We start from the raw sequence: 15,528 nt of genomic DNA, 5'->3' as shown, positions 1-15,528 counted from the left end.
CAAAAATAAGGCCCGGTAGCGTTAGCGCTTACCGGGCCTTAATATTATGCAGAATGCCAGGCCGGGTCAGGTGAAACCACCACCCGGCTTTTTCACATCACTCGCCCTGCGTCGCGCTCTCGATCGTCAAACGCACATCCGACGTAATGAGTTCGGCCAGCATCTGGTACACCTTCAGCGTCTCTTCCGGCTCGGCATCGCCCGTATCGCTGATGTAGCCTTCGTCACGCAGCGTCAGGACCAGAGAACTGAAGACCGCTTTGTCGAAGAACTCCGGGGCGTTAATGCCGTGCAGAACGGACAGGCGCTGTGCCAGCGTCCGGCTCTCTTTCTCCAGCGTACCGCGGTTGATAGACGGGTTCGCACTCAGCAGCCAGAACGTAATGGCGTAGCGCTGCAGCGTTTCGCGCGCACCGGCCGCCAGCAGTTGCAGGGTGCGGGAGCGTGACGGATTGATGTGCAGCTCGTCGTTTGAAACGGCGATCAGCCCCTGACGACGCAGCTCTTCCGTCAGTTTGTCCAGTTCGCCCGCCAGCTCATCCTTGCTCCAGCGCAGGAACAGTTCCGCTTTCAGCATCGGATAGAGCGTCTCAACGTGACGCAATAGCTCCTGACGCGAAATACTGCGGTGCTGGGTGATGATAGCCGCCATGAGCGACGGCAGCATCAGCATATGGGTGATATTATTGCGGTAGTAGGTCATCAGCACTGCCTGCTCGCGCGGCAGAATGATGATGTCGCCGATCGTGTCCTTTTCGACTTCAAACTTGTTCATCTGCAGTGCGTGATCGATAAGCTCACTGGCGGTAGCAGAAGGCACGGTTGAATCAACGGAATACGGCACGTTGCGCATCATGTCCAGATAGCAATCCAGCTGCTCCGTGAGCTGTTCGCGGGTCAGCGAGCGCTGACGCGAAGCCAGAAGCGCCGTACAGCACAGGTTCATGGCGTTAGCCGCACCGGCGTTGTTAATGCGCACCATCAGCTCGGACGCGATGCCGTTGACCGTTGGCGTCAGCCAGGCCGGACGAATCGCTTCGATAGGATCGATGGACTCGCGCCACTCGGGAACGTGATGGTTCAGGTACGTCATCAGCGGCATTGGTTCGCCGAAGTTCACGTAGCCCTGACCGAGATTGCGTAGCTTGCTCAAGCCGCGCAGCATCTGCGGCAGGCTCTCTTTCTCTTTGGTTGCACCGCGCAGCTCTTTGGCGTACGTGCCCACTTCCATCACGTGCTCATAGCCAATGTAGATTGGCACCAGCGTGATTGGACGGGTTCCTCCGCGCAGCATCGCCTGAATGGTCATCGACAGCGTGCCGGTCTTCGGATCGAGCAGACGTCCGGTACGGGAACGACCGCCCTCCACGAAGTATTCGACGGAATAGCCGCGGCTGAACAGCTCGCCCAGATACTCGCGGAACACGGTGGAGTAGAGCTTGTTGCCCTTGAAGGTGCGACGGATAAAGAACGCACCCAGTCGGCGGAAAATCGGACCTGCTGGCCAGAAATTCAGGTTGATACCGGCTGCAATGTGCGGCGGTACCAGCCCCTGGTGATAGAGCACGTAGGAAAGAAGCAGGTAGTCCATGTGGCTGCGGTGGCAGGGGACATAGACAATCTCATGGCCGTCATGCGCCAGCTGACGTACTCGCTCGGCGTTATGAACGTTGATGCCCTGGTAGAGACGGTTCCAGGTAAAGCCGAGAATACGATCGGACAGGCGAATCATCTCGTAAGAGAAGTTCGCTGCAATCTCTTCCATCAGCGCAATGGCGTTCTGCTGGGCTTTCTCATGCGATATTTTCTTGCTGCGCGCTTCGTCTTCAACGGCGCGAGCAATCGCTTTGGAGGCCAACAGCTTGTTGAACAGATCCTGACGCGCCGGGAGACGTGGCCCTACGGCAGCCAGGCGCTGGCGGGCGAAGTGCATACGCGCCACGCGCGCCAGTTTCTGCGCGATGATCTTGTCGGTTCCATGCTCGTCCGCCATTCGACGCAGCGAAACGGAAGGAGAGAAACGCACAAAGCTGTCGCGTCCCAGCCAGGAGACCGCGAAGAACTTCTGGATGCCGTTAAGCATGCGCAGCGGCGGGTTCTCTTCACCTTTTTCACGGCCCGGACGACGACCAAACATCACCGACACCGGCACCATCTGCACATCCAGATCGGGGTTGCTGCGGTGCAGGTCGAGATAGTCGTGGAACAGCTTGATGGACTCTTCTTTTGGCGTGTAGTAGGTAAACACGCGCGGTCCACCGTGAATGAACACGTAGCGCGGCAGCAATGTACCGTCAACTTCAAGCGGTTCAAGCGGGTCAGGTAAGTCATGCGCTAGACACTGGGCGCGAAGCGTCAGTAAGTCTGCCTTCGAGTTATAAGGCAAAACGTACATAATAGGACGCGAGGTATCGAGCCCCAATTCCAGCGCGGGTTCTGCTGGGATAGACTTGCTTTTTACCAGGATGCTTAATGGTAAATTAAGTAATTTGTAGTAAATTCGTGGCCAGCCGGACATAAACGATGTAAAGCCTCTGGTTAATAATGCAATTGCGGCGCAAGGATAACAGAAAGCGCGCAAAATTTCTGTTGTTACCCGTCATACTTCAGGCTGCAGCGAAACGCGCTACAGTTCCTGTTACTGACGCTTTTTTTCATAAAAGGTTCTTTTAATGGCCAATAATACCACTGGGTTAACGCGTATCATCAAAGCCGCCGGCTATTCATGGAAAGGTTTCCGTGCCGCCTGGATCAACGAAGCTGCCTTTCGCCAGGAGGGCGTCGCTGCAATCATCGCGGTGATCATCGCCTGTTTCCTTGATGTTGATGCTATTACCCGCGTACTTCTTATCGGTTCCGTACTTCTGGTGATGATAGTGGAAATTCTTAATAGCGCTATTGAGGCCGTTGTTGATCGCATTGGTTCAGATTTCCACGAGCTTTCTGGCCGCGCAAAAGACATGGGCTCTGCTGCCGTGTTGCTGGCGATTATCACTGCCGTTATCACCTGGGTCACGCTGCTTTGGTCACATTTCCGATGAGCCTCGAGGAATAATTAAGTCCCTGGTTTTTTGTGCAGTTTTTGGTTCCAAAATCGCCTTTGACTGTATATACTCACAGCATAACTGTATATACACCCAGGGGGCGGAATGAAAGCGTTAACGACCAGGCAGCAAGAGGTGTTTGATCTCATCCGGGATCATATCGGCCAGACGGGTATGCCACCCACGCGTGCGGAAATCGCGCAGCGTCTGGGCTTCCGTTCTCCGAATGCTGCTGAAGAACACCTGAAAGCGCTGGCGCGTAAAGGCGTGATTGAGATTGTTTCAGGCGCGTCACGCGGTATCCGCCTGCTGGTGGAAGAAGAGACGGGCATTCCGCTGATAGGCCGTGTTGCTGCCGGTGAGCCTTTACTGGCACAGCAGCATATTGAAGGCCACTACCAGGTCGATCCTGGCATGTTCAAACCGAGCGCTGATTTCCTGCTGCGCGTCAGCGGTATGTCGATGAAAGATATCGGTATTCTTGACGGCGATCTGCTTGCGGTGCACAAAACGCAGGATGTGCGTAACGGCCAGGTGGTTGTCGCGCGCATTGATGATGAAGTCACCGTCAAACGTCTGAAAAAACAGGGGAACACCGTTCAGCTACTGCCTGAAAACAACGAGTTCTCCCCGATTGTGGTCGATCTCCGCGAACACAACTTCTCTATCGAAGGACTGGCGGTTGGGGTCATTCGCAACGGCGAATGGCTGTAACTTCTTCCTGACAGGCTATGGCGCCGCTGTAGCCTGCTTCATTCTCGACTCCCGGTATTTTCATGTCACTGCTGACGGCATCCGATAAGGCATTGTGGCGTCTTGCTCTGCCGATGATTTTCTCCAATATTACCGTTCCCTTGCTGGGGCTGGTCGATACTGCCGTTATTGGCCACCTTGATTCGCCTGTTTATCTCGGCGGCGTGGCGATTGGCGCGACGGCAACCAGCTTCCTGTTTATGCTGCTGCTCTTTTTGCGCATGAGCACCACCGGGCTAACGGCCCAGGCTTATGGTGCAAAAGATCCGCTGCGTCTGGCGCGCGCACTGGTCCAGCCGCTGATCCTTGCGCTTGGCGCGGGGGCGTTAATCGTTTTATTACGTGCGCCTCTTATCGACCTTGCGCTCCATGTTGTCGGCGGCAGCGAGGCGGTACTGGCGCAGGCGCGACGTTTTCTTGAAATCCGCTGGCTCAGCGCGCCCGCCTCGCTGGCAAACCTGGTTCTGCTGGGGTGGCTATTGGGCGTGCAGTACGCCCGTGCGCCAGTGATTTTGCTGGTGGTAGGCAACCTTCTCAACATTGTGCTGGATGTCTGGCTGGTAATGGGCCTGCATATGAACGTGCAGGGCGCGGCGCTGGCGACGGCGATTGCCGAGTACGGAACCTTTATTATTGGCCTGTGGATGGTCTGGCGCGTGCTGGCGATGCGCGGCATCTCTCTGGCGCTGCTCAAAACCGCATGGCGCGGCAATATCCGTAAGCTGCTGGCACTTAATCGTGACATCATGCTGCGCTCGCTGCTGCTTCAGCTCTGCTTCGGCGCGCTGACGGTTTTCGGGGCCCGACTGGGGCCAGAAATCGTTGCGGTCAACGCGGTATTGATGACGCTGCTGACCTTTACCGCCTACGCGCTGGACGGTTTTGCCTATGCGGTAGAAGCGCATTCCGGGCAGGCGTACGGCGCGCGCGAAAGCGGGCAGCTGCGGGACGTCTGGCGGGCAGCCTGCCGCCAGTCTGGGCTGGTGGCGCTGGCGTTCGGCCTGGTTTACGCCTGCTTTGGTGAGCAAATTGTCGCATTGCTTACGTCTCTTCCTGCGCTGCGCGAGTTGGCGAGTCACTATCTCATCTGGCAAGTCATCTTACCGGTGGTCGGCGTCTGGTGTTATCTGCTGGACGGCATGTTTATTGGTGCGACTCGCGGAACGGAAATGCGTAACAGCATGGCGGTCGCGGCGGCCGGGTTTGGCCTGACGCTGCTGACGCTCCCCTGGCTGGGTAATCACGGTTTGTGGCTGGCCCTGGCCGTTTTCCTCTCGCTGAGAGGGATATCGCTGGCTTTTATCTGGCACCGCCACTGGCAAAAAGATACCTGGTTCCCTTCACGTCACGATATATCGTGACGGTTAAAGATTCCGAATATGAAATCAACTGCCGAATCCTTAACTACAATAATTATCACGTCCAGCAGAAAAGAACGTAACGGACGTTACGACCCGACGCTTAACTAAGAGGACACGATGATGAATAAAGACGAAATCGGCGGCAACTGGAAGCAGTTCAAAGGTAAAGCGAAAGAACAGTGGGGTAAGCTGACTGATGACGATATGACCGTCATTGAAGGTAAACGCGATCAGCTTGTCGGTAAAATTCAGGAACGTTACGGCTACGCGAAAGACCAGGCGGAAAAAGAAGTAGGCGACTGGGAAAAACGCAACGACTACCGCTGGTAACCGGGCTATACCCGCAAGTACAAGGAAGTACACCCTGAGGGCGGCCATGAGCCGCCTTTTCTTTTGCCGTTAACGCGGTTTTTTCTTCACAAGAATAGAGTGGTCGTGCTGACACGCGTCCTGATGACGACAGGCTTCCACTTCCACGCAGGCAGAGCACAGCCCGTGCGCTTCAATCACGTTATGACGCAGGGCAAAACCCATTTTTGCTGCCAGCGTATGCATAATATCTTCCACGCCTTCCGCAGCTTCTTCTTTCACCACGCCGCAGCGGTCACAGATAAACATCGCCGATGTGTGGGTGGGCTGATCGAACAGATGGCACAACACATAGCTGTTTGTGGACTCAACTTTATGCACGAATCCTTGTTCCAGCAGGAAATCCAGGGCGCGATATACGGTCGGTGGTTTCGCCTGCGGCTCGCTTTCGCGGAGCAGGTCCAGCAGATCGTAGGCGCTGATAGCGCCCTGCTGCAGGCTCATCAGACGTAAGACTTCAAGGCGCTGCGGAGTCAGGCGCACATTGCGTTGGGCGCACAGCTTTTCGGCCTGCGCTAACAGCTCTTTTGTGGACTTATCCATTTAGCACCCCGGATGTTATAGGACGGAAACCCCCACTTTATCATGTTCTGGTAAAAACGCCGAGATCCGCCAGTCTGTGCTATACCTGACCCATTGCAAACCGGGAAATAAACAATGAAAAAACCTGACTGTATTCGGCACTGGCGCGACGTTGAAGGCGCGGATGATTCGACCTACCCAGATAGCGATGAGCGTTTTTCTATCGGCGCCCCGTTGGCTCGCAAGCTTGGGCTCGGGCGCATTGGTATCCATCATGAGCGTTTACCGCCCGGGCGCAGGACGTCCTATCCGCACGCGGAAAGCGATGAAGAAGAGTTCGTTTATGTGCTCGAAGGTCATCCAGAAGCGTGGATTAACGGCTATTTATGGAAACTTGAACCGGGCGACAGCGTGGGGTTTCCTGCCGGAACCGGTATTTGCCATACCTTTATCAACAACACGGACGAAGAGGTGCGGTTACTGGTCGTTGGCGAGGCGAATAAGAAGCACAACCGCATCTACTATCCGCTTAACCCCGTGTATGCCGCTACCCGTGAGGATCGCTGGGTAGACCACCCGCCCCAGTTTTTTGGACCGCATGATGGAAAACCTGGGAAAAAATAATTTCCTCTTCTATAAATATTGAGGGCCGTCACAAAATACAACAGGCCGTAAGGAAGTTTTACTTAGGGATAGAAATAGCGGGTCTTTTACTACTTATTCACAGCAATAGTTCGTTCCTGTTTGGGTGATAACAGACAGGGGTTATTTCATAACAGACTATAACGGGCATACTGTGAAAAAAAATTTTAAATTTTCGGTGGTTAGTATCGCTGTTTCCTTGTTTATGGCAAATCAGGCGGGAGCAGCCAATACCTGGACAGAATCACGTAGCGACGCAATGGGTGGCACTGGCGTTGCCTCCGGGAGCTATGGTAGCGGGGCGTTAATCAACCCCGCGTTGCTGGCAAAGGCAAAACCGGACGATGATGTGACGGTCATTTTGCCGTCCGTTGGCGTACAGGTGACGGATGAGGACAATCTTCAGGACGAGATAGATACCATCAACGACAAAATCAATCACTATAAGGATGTGGTTGACGACCTCACGCCAGGAGACATTATCACCAATCCTTTAGGTTCCATTAATCAGTTCCAGGGCGCGGCCAAAGATCTGGCCGATGAGCTGGACTATCTCAAGGGCAAAACCGCACGCGCGACGGCAGGTGCAGGGCTTGCCGTAAGTATCCCTAACGATGTGCTTTCCGTGGCCTTTATGGCGAAAGGCTATGCCCATGGCCGGGTGAGCTCGTCTATCGATCAGCAAGATATTGATTATCTGCGCGGTATTCAACAAAGCAAGGTGGTGGCTGCCGGTGTTGCCCTGGACGCTGCGCTGAACGGCACGGATCAGATCACTAAAAATCTCAACTCAACGGCGTCTGGCCGGGCGGCGATTGTGTCCGACTATGGTGTTGCCGTAGCCCGTCAGTTTGACCTTGGCGGCGTCCCGGTTTCCGTAGGCGTGACGCCAAAGCTGCAAAAAACCTGGGTCTATAACTACACCACCTCAATCTACGATTACGACAGTAACAAGTGGAACGACAGCCGCTATCGTACGGACGACACGGGCTTCAACGTCGATGCCGGTATTGCGGCTGATTTCGGCGAACACTGGACGGTCGGCGTGAGCGGTCAAAACCTGATGTCGCGTGATATCGACACCAAAGATATCCGTATCCGCAACGGCCGTACGGGAGAAGTGGTGAGCTATAAAGACACCTATCAGATCCGTCCGCTGGTGACCGCCGGGGCCGCCTGGCACAACGATCTGGTGACGCTGACCGCCGATGGCGACCTGACGGAAACCAAAGGCTTCAAGAGCGAAGATACGTCGCAGTACGTGGGGGTCGGTGCTGAGGTTACGCCGCTCAGCTGGCTGGCGGTGCGTGCGGGTTATCGCGCGGACGTGAAGGGTAACGACAGCAATGTCTTTACCGGCGGTGTCGGTTTCGCGCCGTTCAGTACCGTTCATGTTGACCTGATGGGCCTGTACGGCGAGGACGAAACCTGGGGCGCCGGGGCTCAGCTGAGCATGACGTTCTAAAGTCCACCGGAGGCGCTGCGCCTCCGGCTTTTCTTTGTGCTATAGTAGCGCCCCTTTTCCACCAGATGCTTAAAACTTCGCCATGTCGTCAGAATTACAGACCGCTTTCCCTGCACACCGTTTCTCCATTGCGCCGATGCTCGACTGGACGGACAGACACTGCCGCTATTTCCTGCGCCAGCTCTCCCGCCATACGCTGCTGTACACCGAAATGGTGACCACGGGCGCAATCATTCATGGGAAGGGCGACTATCTGGCCTATAGCGAAGAAGAGCATCCGGTTGCCCTGCAGCTGGGCGGCAGCGATCCGGCCGCGCTGGCGCAGTGCGCGAAGCTGGCAGAAGAACGCGGCTACGACGAGATCAACCTGAACGTTGGCTGCCCGTCCGACCGCGTGCAGAACGGCATGTTTGGCGCCTGTCTGATGGGGAATGCACAGCTGGTAGCGGACTGTATCAAGGCGATGCGCGATGTGGTCTCCATTCCGGTCACGGTCAAAACCCGTATCGGCATTGATGATCAGGACAGCTACGAATTCCTGTGCGACTTCATCAACACGGTATCCGGGAAAGGCGAGTGCGAGATGTTCATCATTCACGCGCGAAAAGCCTGGCTCTCCGGCCTCAGCCCGAAAGAGAACCGTGAGATCCCGCCGCTGGACTATCCGCGCGTGTATCAACTGAAGCGTGACTTCCCGCACCTGACGATGTCCATCAACGGCGGCATCAAGTCGCTGGAAGAAGCTAAAGCGCATCTGGGGCATATGGATGGCGTGATGGTCGGCCGCGAGGCGTATCAGAACCCGGGCATTCTGGCGACGGTCGATCGCGAAATCTTTGGTATCGAAGGCGCGGACACCGATCCGGTTGCCGTCGTGCGTGCGATGTATCCTTACATTGAGCGCGAGCTGAGCAATGGCACGTATCTCGGCCATATCACTCGCCATATGCTTGGCCTGTTCCAGGGGATTCCGGGTGCGCGTCAGTGGCGCCGCTACCTGAGCGAGAATGCGCATAAAGCCGGAGCCGATATTGAGGTGCTGGAACATGCGCTGCGACTGGTGGCAGACAAGCGATAACTTTCGCTAAAAGTTCGTCAAATTCACCACGCCCTACGACCGTTCGCGGGGCGTTTTGCTTTAATAACAACAGGTTAATACTGGCATGATTCTTGTAATGCTGAGTGCATTACTCGGGAACTCGTGGGAGAGCACCATGCTGGAACTACTTTTTGTGATTGGTTTTTTTGTCATGCTGTTAGCGACAGGCGTTTCGCTGCTCGGCATTCTCGCGGCTATCGTGGTGGCGACGGTGGTCATGTTTATTGGCGGACTGTTTGCGCTGACGATCAAACTGTTGCCGTGGCTATTGCTGGCCATTGCGGTCGTGTGGGTGATTCGGGCGATTAAAGCGCCAAAAGTGCCCAGTTATCAGCGCAATAACCGCTTCCGTTACTAAGGTATTGAGGGGTTCGTCACATACTTGTAACTTTTCCGGCGGCATGGCTTAGAACAGAATAGGATTTAGTTATCGAATCTGTCACTATGACTGCCGTTAAAGAATTCATCGAGCTGTACCCTACATACAGCCGAACTAAAAAAAGAAAGGGCTTCCCACGGGAAGCCCAATTTCTTTTTGGGGCTCAGGGAATCAACAAGCTCGACCCCTGCGTCGCCCGGCTCTCCAGCACCTCATGCGCGCGCTGCGCATCGGTCAGCGCGAATTTCTGCGCATCTGACACATCCACTTTAATGACCCCGCTGGCGATCAGCGAGAACAGCTCGTTGCTGGCTTCCTCAAGTTCTTCCCGGTTGGTGATGTATCCTTGCAGGGAAGGGCGCGTCACGTACAGAGAACCTTTCTGGTTCAGTATGCCGAGGTTAACGCCGGTTACCGCGCCTGACGCATTGCCGAAGCTGACCATCAGACCACGGCGCTGCAGACAGTCCAGCGACGCTTCCCACGTGTCTTTCCCCACCGAGTCATACACCACGCGCACTTTTTTGCCGCTGGTGATCTCCTTCAGCCGCTCAACAATGCTCTCTTCACGGTAGTTAATCACCTGCCAGGCGCCCGCCTGGAGCGCGCGCTGCGCTTTTTGTGCATTTCCGACCGTGCCGATCAGCTTCGCGCCCAGTGCTTTTGCCCACTGACAGGCGATGAGCCCGACGCCACCCGCTGCGGCATGGAACAGGAACTGCTCGTCGGGCTTAATTTCATAGGTTTTGCGCAGCAGGTAGTAAACCGTCAGACCTTTCAGGAACGAGGCCGCCGCCTGCTCAAAGGAGATGGCGTTAGGCAGCAGGGCGGCTTTATCCGCCGGAACGTTGTGGACGGAGCTGTAAGCGCCCAGCGCAGACTGCGCGTATATCACGCGGTCGCCCTCTTTAATATGCTTAACCGCGCTGCCCACTTTAACGACGACACCGGCTGCCTCGGTGCCCAGGCCGCTCGGCAATGATGGAGGCGGGTAGAGACCGCCGCGAATATAGGTGTCGATGTAGTTAATGCCGATGGCTTTGTTTTCAACCTGCACTTCGTTTTCGCCAGGTGCGGCAGGGGTGAACTCCACCGCTTTCAGTACGTCTGGCCCACCGTGTTTCTGGAATTCAATGCGCGTTGCCATGCTCCCTCCGTAAGAAAAATATGGTAATCTTTCGACCCACTCTTTATCTCGGTAACTCCATTCACTATGGCAGGAAACAAACCCTTCAACAAACAGACTGAACCTCGCGAGCGTGATTTCCAGGTCGCAGGGTTAAAGGTCCCGCCGCACTCGATTGAAGCGGAACAGTCGGTGTTGGGCGGTTTAATGCTGGATAACGAGCGCTGGGACGACGTCGCCGAGCGCGTCGTGGCGGAAGATTTCTACACCCGCCCGCACCGCCACATCTTTACTGAAATGGCGCGTCTGCAGGAGTCGGGCAGCCCGATCGACCTGATCACGCTCGCGGAATCGCTGGAGCGTCTTGGTCAGCTCGACAGCTGCGGCGGGTTTGCCTATCTGGCGGAACTGTCAAAAAACACGCCTAGTGCGGCGAACATCAGCGCTTATGCCGATATCGTGCGCGAACGTGCCGTCGTTCGTGAGATGATCTCGGTGGCGAACGAGATCGCCGAAGCCGGTTTTGATCCGCAGGGGCGTACCAGCGAAGACCTGCTCGACCTCGCTGAATCCCGCGTCTTTAAAATCGCCGAAAGCCGCGCCAATAAAGACGAAGGCCCAAAAAACATCGCCGATGTCCTCGATGCCACCGTGGCCCGTATCGAACAGCTGTTCCAGCAGCCGCACGACGGCGTCACCGGCGTGAACACCGGCTATGACGATTTGAACAAGAAAACCGCCGGCCTGCAGCCGTCGGATTTGATCATCGTCGCCGCGCGTCCGTCGATGGGTAAAACCACATTTGCGATGAACCTCGTCGAAAACGCGGCGATGTTGCAGGATAAGCCGGTGCTGATCTTCAGCCTTGAGATGCCCTCCGAGCAGATTATGATGCGTTCTCTGGCGTCGCTGTCGCGCGTGGATCAGACCCGCATTCGTACCGGCCAGCTCGATGATGAAGACTGGGCGCGCATCTCCGGCACCATGGGCATTCTGCTGGAAAAACGTAACATCTATATCGATGACTCCTCCGGCCTGACGCCGACGGAAGTGCGCTCCCGCGCGCGCCGTATCGCCCGTGAACACGGCGGCATCGGCCTCATCATGATCGACTACCTTCAGCTGATGCGCGTCCCGTCGCTCTCCGACAACCGTACGCTGGAAATTGCGGAGATTTCCCGCTCGCTCAAGGCGTTAGCCAAAGAGCTGCACGTACCGGTCGTTGCGCTGTCGCAGCTGAACCGCTCTCTGGAACAACGTGCCGACAAGCGCCCGGTCAACTCTGACCTGCGTGAGTCCGGCTCCATCGAGCAGGATGCCGACTTAATCATGTTTATCTACCGTGATGAGGTTTATCACGAGAACAGCGACCTGAAAGGGATCGCCGAAATTATTATTGGTAAACAACGTAACGGCCCAATCGGGACGGTGCGTCTGACCTTTAACGGACAGTGGTCGCGTTTCGACAACTATGCCGGTCCTCAATATGATGATGAGTAATTTCTAAGGAATTCAAATGCAAGCGGCAACTGTTGTTATTAACCGCCGCGCTCTGCGACACAACCTGCAACGTCTGCGTGAACTGGCGCCTGCCAGCAAGCTCGTTGCAGTCGTGAAAGCGAACGCTTACGGACACGGTCTTCTGGAGACCGCGCGAACGCTCCCCGATGCCGACGCCTTTGGCGTCGCCCGTCTTGAAGAAGCCCTCCGCCTGCGCGCGGGCGGCATTACCCAACCCATTCTGCTCCTCGAAGGCTTTTTCGAAGCCAGCGATCTGCCGACCATTGCAGACCAGCATCTGCATACCGCGGTACATAACGAAGAACAGCTCGCCGCACTGGAAACCGCCGAGCTGAGCGAGCCGGTGACCGTCTGGATGAAGCTCGACACGGGCATGCACCGTCTGGGCGTGCGTCCGGAAAGCGCGGAAGCCTTTTATCAGCGTTTATGCCGGTGCAAAAACGTGCGCCAGCCGGTGAATATCGTTAGCCACTTCGCCCGCGCCGATGAGCCCGAGTGCGGTGCGACCGAGCGCCAGCTGGATATTTTCAACACCTTCTGCGAAGGCAAGCCGGGGATGCGCTCGATTGCGGCATCCGGCGGTATTCTGCTGTGGCCGCAGTCGCATTTCGACTGGGCGCGACCGGGCATCATTCTCTACGGCGTGTCGCCGCTGGAGAATAAACCCTGGGGGCCGGACTTTGGCTTCCAGCCGGTCATGTCGCTGGTCTCTAACCTGATTGCCGTGCGTGACCATAAAGCGGGCGAGCCAGTCGGCTACGGCGGTACCTGGACCAGCGAGCGTGATACCCGTCTCGGCGTGGTGGCGATGGGCTATGGTGACGGCTATCCGCGCGCCGCGCCGTCGGGCACGCCGGTTCTGGTCAACGGTCGCGAGGTGAAGATTGTTGGCCGCGTGGCGATGGACATGATTTGTGTCGATCTGGGCCCTGAAGCCCAGGATAAGCCCGGCGACGATGTGGTGATGTGGGGCGAAGGTTTGCCCGTCGAACGCATTGCTGAAATTACGAAAGTGAGTGCTTACGAACTTATCACGCGCCTGACGTCAAGGGTCGCGATGAAGTACATCGACTGAGACTCGCAGATAGTCGTCCAACGGCATTAGCTGCCGTTGGACGCGTAACGCTTATTTCAACACGTTATAGATTGCCTGATTAGTCAAATAATCCGACGCGAGCCCTGACTCCGGACTGAAGCGCGAACCCTGGATGGACGAGAACCGTTTTCCGGTGCTGCCCAGCGAGACATAGCGCTCCCCCCCATCGTTTTCCGAAATGGTGTACACCGTTTTCTGCATCTCGGCGAATAGCGGAGCGTTACGCTGAATGGCCTGATGCAATTCCAGCAGCTGCACCCCATCCAGATTGAGCTTTTTATCCAGCGTGACGCCCCATCTTTGCAGGCAAACTTCTGCGAAATGACGCACGATCGTGCCGGGTTCATGGACCACTTTTTCCCCGCTATTCCCATTGGCCGAAGCATTCCCCACCAGCGTAGCGTGGCGACCAGACATGGGATAAATATGTACTTTTGTCGCGCTATCGGTCTGTGGAATGACGCACGAGAAACCTTTTGATCGCTCATGTCTGGCATAGAAAGCCACATACTCCTTCACGTTGCTGCCCAGAGTGACTTTGTCCGCCTGGAAATTACCCATGCCCGGAACTGGATCGACCGCAAAAATATTCACCGGAATCGTCGTTAAAAGAGGATCGGCCAGCATTGCATTGGCAAGCATATGGCAGCTAATTCCCCCCCGGCTCCACCCAACAAGGTTCACCTGAGTGGGCAGGATCTGCCCCTGGCGGAAGGTTTTGATGATTTGCTGCTGTAGCGCCTGCTGGGTCACTTTACGATCGCCATAGTCATATTTTCGCCACCAAAATGAGCCGGTAACCTCAACGTCCTGAATCGGTACGCCCGCCTTTTTAAGCTGCTCATAGTTTTCTTTTGTGAGCTTTTCACGCTGCCAGTCAACGTGGCCTTTGATAATATTGATCGCATGCTGAACATTCTCATTCCAACCGCTGCCCAGAAGCTGGGCACGAAGCTGAGAATATTCTCCGCTTTTGACCCAAAGCTCATCGCTTTGTAGATTGCCGCTCCCCGGACCATCAAGAATGACCCATTCGGCGAACTCTTTACCCTTGTTATTGGCTGCCAGAGAAGAGATGAGCTCGCCGTTCCAGTAATTAGCATGAGACTCATCAAATTTATTAGATCCAGTACCACAGAAATACACTGTTAGTATTGTCATAAATGACCTCATTGAAATATTAATATGTAGGTGGATGGCACGCGTGCAGTTAAATAATATGTGTCAGCAATTTTTCGGGGAATATGCTATTAAGCCCAGGCTGTTTTTGATAATGATAAGATCGTTTTTAATTAAATATGGCTATGTCTAATGTGTAGTACTGCTTAACTTTTTGCTTTGGGTATATGACGTTTGCCTTATGCCGAATGCTGTTTTTACAGTTTTGTAATAGCACGCATACTTAATTTCGGAATAAGTTGGTTGAATAACCTAAGAAAATAGATTTCACACGGGGTTATGCTACGATGAATATATTAATGATCGATGAGTTACCGATCTTCATTCACGGTATGAAAACAGAGCTGGAACGCGTAATGCCGGAATGCACTGTTTTTGCAGCGAACAATTTTGAAGATGCACACGCAATTTTAACCTCTATGCCGGTCAGCATTATTTTGCTGGATGGTGAAATGAAGTGCCGTGATTTTATCACTAATTTGATGACAAACTGGCCTGAGCTACCGATCGTGGTGATGTTACGAAAAACGACGGATAAGATATTCAACTTCTACATCCGACAAAGCATTAAGGGCATTTTTACCAAGGATCTCCCCGCCGAGAAAATCAGCCAGATACTTTGCATGGTCTCCTCGGGGGTGGTCTGTTTTCCGGAGCAAGCCGTGGTCCAGCGAGAACAACCCACTGGCGGGTTGCCGATCTACTCCCTGAGTCGTCGGCAGAAGGAAGTTCTTAAGCTGCTGGCGAATGGAGGAACAAATAAGCAGATCAGCCGGCAATTGAATATCAGTGCAGGTACGGTCAAAGTACATCTTGAATCCATCTTTCACCGACTACAGGTCAACAATCGGACACAGGCCGCAATGCTCTATTTTAAATATATGTCTAATTAGCCGATTTTCAGGAAAGCGAAAGGCTGCAGTCAAAATGCGTTAAAAGAAAAGCGCAACAGATGGACCTCTGTTGCGCTTT

General features: G+C 54.9%; 15 protein-coding genes. 11 read left to right on the top strand and 4 right to left on the bottom strand.

Annotated features, from left to right (window positions below; genetic code table 11):
* Positions 1-97 precede the first annotated feature (97 nt).
* Positions 98-2,518, bottom strand: coding sequence for a glycerol-3-phosphate 1-O-acyltransferase PlsB (gene plsB / locus P346_RS01610; RefSeq protein ID WP_029741579.1), 2,421 nt, complete (start codon positions 2,516-2,518; stop codon positions 98-100).
* Positions 2,519-2,672: 154 nt separating this feature from the next.
* On the opposite strand from plsB, the gene P346_RS01615 reads away from it, so the two are divergent.
* The 4 genes from P346_RS01615 to P346_RS01630 all read left to right on the top strand — a co-directional run bounded on the left by P346_RS01615 (position 2,673) and on the right by P346_RS01630 (position 5,488).
* Positions 2,673-3,041 (top strand): diacylglycerol kinase, encoded by a 369-nt coding sequence (locus tag P346_RS01615; RefSeq protein WP_023334158.1) that lies wholly within the window; start codon positions 2,673-2,675, stop codon positions 3,039-3,041.
* 108 nt (positions 3,042-3,149) lie between these two features.
* Positions 3,150-3,758, top strand: coding sequence for a transcriptional repressor LexA (lexA, locus tag P346_RS01620; protein WP_023310039.1), 609 nt, complete (start codon positions 3,150-3,152; stop codon positions 3,756-3,758).
* Positions 3,759-3,820: 62 nt separating this feature from the next.
* Positions 3,821-5,158 (top strand): MATE family efflux transporter DinF, encoded by a 1,338-nt coding sequence (gene dinF / locus P346_RS01625; RefSeq protein ID WP_032662608.1) that lies wholly within the window; start codon positions 3,821-3,823, stop codon positions 5,156-5,158.
* A 120-nt stretch (positions 5,159-5,278) separates the two neighbouring features.
* Complete coding sequence (locus tag P346_RS01630) at positions 5,279-5,488, top strand: CsbD family protein (protein WP_014830284.1); 210 nt, start codon at positions 5,279-5,281, stop codon at positions 5,486-5,488.
* Positions 5,489-5,557: 69 nt separating this feature from the next.
* Here the strand turns inward: P346_RS01630 and zur are convergent, their stop codons facing one another.
* Positions 5,558-6,070, bottom strand: coding sequence for a zinc uptake transcriptional repressor Zur (zur, locus tag P346_RS01635; protein WP_008503369.1), 513 nt, complete (start codon positions 6,068-6,070; stop codon positions 5,558-5,560).
* 114 nt (positions 6,071-6,184) lie between these two features.
* Between zur and P346_RS01640 the strand changes: the two genes are divergently transcribed.
* The 4 genes from P346_RS01640 to pspG all read left to right on the top strand — a co-directional run bounded on the left by P346_RS01640 (position 6,185) and on the right by pspG (position 9,613).
* Positions 6,185-6,673, top strand: a complete 489-nt coding sequence (locus tag P346_RS01640) for a cupin domain-containing protein (protein WP_023310041.1) — start codon at positions 6,185-6,187, stop codon at positions 6,671-6,673.
* Positions 6,674-6,845: 172 nt separating this feature from the next.
* Positions 6,846-8,156 carry a conjugal transfer protein TraF gene (locus P346_RS01645; RefSeq protein WP_032662606.1) on the top strand — a complete coding sequence of 437 codons (1,311 nt, stop codon included), beginning with the start codon at positions 6,846-6,848 and terminating at the stop codon, positions 8,154-8,156.
* A gap of 82 nt (positions 8,157-8,238) precedes the next feature.
* Complete coding sequence (dusA, locus tag P346_RS01650) at positions 8,239-9,234, top strand: tRNA dihydrouridine(20/20a) synthase DusA (protein ID WP_032662604.1); 996 nt, start codon at positions 8,239-8,241, stop codon at positions 9,232-9,234.
* 136 nt (positions 9,235-9,370) lie between these two features.
* The gene (gene pspG / locus P346_RS01655; protein ID WP_023310044.1) at positions 9,371-9,613 is read left to right on the top strand and encodes an envelope stress response protein PspG; all 243 of its coding nucleotides are present in this window, start codon (positions 9,371-9,373) and stop codon (positions 9,611-9,613) included.
* A gap of 184 nt (positions 9,614-9,797) precedes the next feature.
* Here pspG and P346_RS01660 read toward each other — a convergent pair whose 3' ends face one another.
* Positions 9,798-10,781 (bottom strand): quinone oxidoreductase, encoded by a 984-nt coding sequence (locus P346_RS01660; RefSeq protein ID WP_032662602.1) that lies wholly within the window; start codon positions 10,779-10,781, stop codon positions 9,798-9,800.
* A gap of 66 nt (positions 10,782-10,847) precedes the next feature.
* Between P346_RS01660 and dnaB the strand changes: the two genes are divergently transcribed.
* Together dnaB and alr are read left to right on the top strand one after the other, a co-directional pair.
* Positions 10,848-12,260 carry a replicative DNA helicase gene (dnaB, locus tag P346_RS01665; protein ID WP_023310046.1) on the top strand — a complete coding sequence of 471 codons (1,413 nt, stop codon included), beginning with the start codon at positions 10,848-10,850 and terminating at the stop codon, positions 12,258-12,260.
* 16 nt (positions 12,261-12,276) lie between these two features.
* Positions 12,277-13,356, top strand: a complete 1,080-nt coding sequence (gene alr, locus P346_RS01670; protein WP_032662599.1) for an alanine racemase — start codon at positions 12,277-12,279, stop codon at positions 13,354-13,356.
* Positions 13,357-13,407: 51 nt separating this feature from the next.
* Here the strand turns inward: alr and P346_RS01675 are convergent, their stop codons facing one another.
* Positions 13,408-14,538: a hypothetical protein gene (locus tag P346_RS01675; RefSeq protein ID WP_032662597.1), complete on the bottom strand. Its 1,131-nt coding sequence runs from the start codon at positions 14,536-14,538 to the stop codon at positions 13,408-13,410.
* A gap of 317 nt (positions 14,539-14,855) precedes the next feature.
* On the opposite strand from P346_RS01675, the gene P346_RS01680 reads away from it, so the two are divergent.
* Positions 14,856-15,449: a response regulator transcription factor gene (locus tag P346_RS01680; RefSeq protein WP_223862650.1), complete on the top strand. Its 594-nt coding sequence runs from the start codon at positions 14,856-14,858 to the stop codon at positions 15,447-15,449.
* Positions 15,450-15,528 lie beyond the last annotated feature (79 nt).

This window comes from Enterobacter sp. DC1 (assembly GCF_000568075.1).
Lineage (GTDB): Bacteria > Pseudomonadota > Gammaproteobacteria > Enterobacterales > Enterobacteriaceae > Enterobacter > Enterobacter asburiae.
The sequence above is the reverse complement of the archived record's forward strand: the minus strand, read 5'-3'. Positions and strand labels throughout refer to the sequence as shown.

What these genes read in the sequence shown, in the direction of transcription:
- dusA (WP_032662604.1), top strand. Translation starts at nt 8,239, where the DNA reads ATGTCGTCAGAATTACAGACCGCTTTCCCTGCACACCGTTTCTCCATT.
- alr (WP_032662599.1), top strand. Translation starts at nt 12,277, where the DNA reads ATGCAAGCGGCAACTGTTGTTATTAACCGCCGCGCTCTGCGACACAAC.
- dinF (WP_032662608.1), top strand. Translation starts at nt 3,821, where the DNA reads ATGTCACTGCTGACGGCATCCGATAAGGCATTGTGGCGTCTTGCTCTG.
- P346_RS01660 (WP_032662602.1), bottom strand. Translation starts at nt 10,781, where the DNA reads ATGGCAACGCGCATTGAATTCCAGAAACACGGTGGGCCAGACGTACTG.
- plsB (WP_029741579.1), bottom strand. Translation starts at nt 2,518, where the DNA reads ATGTCCGGCTGGCCACGAATTTACTACAAATTACTTAATTTACCATTA.
- P346_RS01640 (WP_023310041.1), top strand. Translation starts at nt 6,185, where the DNA reads ATGAAAAAACCTGACTGTATTCGGCACTGGCGCGACGTTGAAGGCGCG.
- P346_RS01630 (WP_014830284.1), top strand. Translation starts at nt 5,279, where the DNA reads ATGAATAAAGACGAAATCGGCGGCAACTGGAAGCAGTTCAAAGGTAAA.
- pspG (WP_023310044.1), top strand. Translation starts at nt 9,371, where the DNA reads ATGCTGGAACTACTTTTTGTGATTGGTTTTTTTGTCATGCTGTTAGCG.
- dnaB (WP_023310046.1), top strand. Translation starts at nt 10,848, where the DNA reads ATGGCAGGAAACAAACCCTTCAACAAACAGACTGAACCTCGCGAGCGT.
- zur (WP_008503369.1), bottom strand. Translation starts at nt 6,070, where the DNA reads ATGGATAAGTCCACAAAAGAGCTGTTAGCGCAGGCCGAAAAGCTGTGC.
- P346_RS01675 (WP_032662597.1), bottom strand. Translation starts at nt 14,538, where the DNA reads ATGACAATACTAACAGTGTATTTCTGTGGTACTGGATCTAATAAATTT.
- P346_RS01615 (WP_023334158.1), top strand. Translation starts at nt 2,673, where the DNA reads ATGGCCAATAATACCACTGGGTTAACGCGTATCATCAAAGCCGCCGGC.
- lexA (WP_023310039.1), top strand. Translation starts at nt 3,150, where the DNA reads ATGAAAGCGTTAACGACCAGGCAGCAAGAGGTGTTTGATCTCATCCGG.
- P346_RS01680 (WP_223862650.1), top strand. Translation starts at nt 14,856, where the DNA reads ATGATCGATGAGTTACCGATCTTCATTCACGGTATGAAAACAGAGCTG.